Genomic DNA, 2,980 nt, shown 5'->3' with positions numbered 1-2,980 from the left:
TATGGCACTCTTAAATTTTTAAAAAGTGGTCTTGACAGGGGGCCCATTATATTCTTTTGAGAATATATACTATAAAATTAAGTATAAGCAGGTTTCAGGGGCTGCCAAAATGTTACCAAAAGTTGTTTTTGCGGGCTCGAATGAAAATGTTTTTGGGCATTTGATTACAAAGCGGATATTGGAAATTCGGGAAAAAAAGCTCTATACTTCGGCTGCAGGAGATCGTAAAGCTGTTACTGAATGGATTGATTTTATGAAATCAGCTATAGCAATTCACCCAGAGTGGAATGAATATTTCCAATTTAGCTTCAGAAATACAGAGGATTATGCCAGCGCAAATGAGTTTTACGAGGATATAGATAAACAGACCTATTCACTGGAAAAAGTAAAAATACCGGCTGACTATGTGGATGAACTTGTGCTACAGCATAAGCTATATTTATTCCAGCTTTATACAAAGGATTTTTCCAATAATAAAAAGAAAAAGGGAACAGATAATCTTCATACCATGTATTGGAATGGTGTGTTCAGTGATGAGAATTTAAAGGCAATAGCAGAGGGAACAAAGCCAATTATCAAACTTAATGGTGAGGCGGAAATGTTTATGCGTAATCCGTCTATACCACGAAAAATTACTCATGAGCGTAACAAACCTATAGCTAATAAAAATCCTCTAAATAATAAAAAGGAAAGTGTGTTTAGTTATGATTTGATAAAGGATAAACGGTATACTGAACGGAAATATTATTTCCATTGTCCGATTACCCTTAATTACAGAGCAAATAAACCGGTGAGATTTAATGAAAAGGTTAATTTGTTTGTAGAAAACAACCCTGATGTGTGTATTATTGGTATTGATCGTGGTGAACGCCACTTGTTGTATTATACTGTTATAAATCAACACGGGGATATACTGGAGCAAGGGCCTTTGAATAAAATTGTCAGCCACTATACAAATGAGAGGGGGGAGAAAATTAATAAGGAAACGGACTATCATGAATTATTGGATAGAAAGGAAAAGGGCAAACATGCCGCTCAACAGGCTTGGGAGACAATAGAGAATATTAAAGAACTAAAAGCAGGTTATTTATCTCAGGTGGTATATAAGCTGACACAGTTAATGCTGCAGTATAATGCTGTCATTATTCTTGAAAACCTCAATGTTGGTTTTAAGCGTGGCAGGGCAAAGGTAGAAAAGCAGGTTTATCAGAAGTATGAAAAAGCCATGATAGATAAGCTGAATTATCTCGTCTTTAAAGATCGTGGCTATGAACAGAATGGCTCTTATGCAAAAGGTCTACAGTTGACGGATAAACTGGAAAGCTTTGAAAAGATTGGTAAACAGACAGGCTGTATTTATTATGTAATACCGTCCTATACTTCGCATATTGACCCTAAGACGGGATTTGTGAATCTGCTTAATACTAAGTTGAAATATGAAAATATCGCCAAGGCTCAGGCCACAATGAGAAAATTTGACAGCATTTCTTACAATGCCAAATCAGATTACTTTGAGTTTGCCTTTGGTTATAGTAACTTTGGCATTAATATGTACAGAGATGCATGGGTGGTATGCACATGTGGAGATTTACGTTGGGAGTATTCGCCAAATACTAGGGAGACAAAGGCTTATTGCGTTACTGATCGCCTGAAGGAATTATTTAAATCTTATGGAATTGATTACTCAGGCGGGAAAAATATTGTCGCTCCAATAGCAGATGTATCAGATAAGCAGTTTTTGAGTACATTGCTGTTTTATCTGCGATTGGTATTGAAAATGAGATATACAGTAAGTGGAACAGAAAATGAAAACGATTTTATTTTGTCTCCTGTGGAATATGCCCCGGGTAAGTTTTTTGATTCACGAAAGTCTGATGCTAATGAACCAATGAATGCAGATGCCAACGGTGCATACCATATTGCTTTAAAGGGGCTAATGACCATACGAGGAATTGAAGATGGTAAATTGCATAATTTTGGCAAGGGTGAAGAAACTGCGGCATGGTTTAGATTTATGCAGACTCAGGAATATAAAAACAATGGATGATTATATATTGATTTCTTGGTTGAATGATTTTATATTTTGTCCGGTATCAATTTATTTTCATCAGCTTTATGGGGGAAAGGATACGCTGCTTTATCAGAATAGTGATCAACTATCTGGTAAAGCGGCCCATTATAATCAATCAATGCAGAGCTGATGACTTCGCGATTACCAATGGGAGATATTTGCTGAAATGGGAAAATAATCCACGGTATGTTTCATTTTTGATGAAACCGATTTTACAATATAAAACAGAAATTTTCTTGTATATACAGGGCTATTATAGAGCGTTTATGAAGGGTAAAAAGGTAGTCGATTTTCCAGTTTTTTTATAGGTGAATAAAATGGTCATAATTAGCTATGATATTAAAGAAGATAAACTTAGAACAAAGTTTAATAGGTACATACGAAAATTTGGTGGCAGATTACAGTATTCGGTTTATGAAATAAAAAATAGTAATACTGTACTGGACAATATAATTATTCAAATAAAAAACAATTTTGAGAAGAAATTTTCCGATGAAGATAGTATAATGATAATGAAATTATCCAAGAACTGTGAAATAACCAGATTTGGTTATGCAAAGCATGATGAGGAAGAATTGATAATAGTGTAAAGTTGCAAACCTTCGTCTTTATGAAAAGCAAAATAGAAAAATGAGGTTTTGGCTGAAGAAAATTAATGATTTGTGGGATAAATTTTATTTTAAAGATTGTATTTTTGAGGTTGGCTTACAATACAAAAGTGTAAGGGGCCAAAACCTCATATAAATTTCTACTGTTGTAGATCACAGAGAGGGACGAGCGGTTCAGAAGAAGGCCAGAACCTCATATAAATCTCTACTGTTGTAGATTAGCTGCTTTCCTTGGCTCTAACCCTGGCCAGAACCTCATATAAATTTCTACTGTTGTAGATAAACCGTAGCTGCGGCTCAT

General features: G+C 35.0%; 2 protein-coding genes. Both read left to right on the top strand.

Translation table 11 applies throughout. From position 1 onward, the window contains the following. The first annotated feature begins 25 nt into the window (after positions 1 to 25). Positions 26 to 2,047, top strand: coding sequence for a type V CRISPR-associated protein Cas12a/Cpf1 (cas12a, locus tag Q0Y54_RS12485; protein WP_297968612.1), 2,022 nt, complete (start codon positions 26 to 28; stop codon positions 2,045 to 2,047). Between the two features lie 341 nt (positions 2,048 to 2,388). Then, positions 2,389 to 2,661, top strand: a complete 273-nt coding sequence (gene cas2, locus Q0Y54_RS12480) for a CRISPR-associated endonuclease Cas2 (protein WP_297968616.1) — start codon at positions 2,389 to 2,391, stop codon at positions 2,659 to 2,661. Positions 2,662 to 2,980 lie beyond the last annotated feature (319 nt).

It is taken from the genome of uncultured Anaerovibrio sp., assembly GCF_947302755.1.
GTDB lineage: Bacteria > Bacillota > Negativicutes > Selenomonadales > Selenomonadaceae > Anaerovibrio.
The sequence above is the reverse complement of the archived record's forward strand: the minus strand, read 5'-3'. Positions and strand labels throughout refer to the sequence as shown.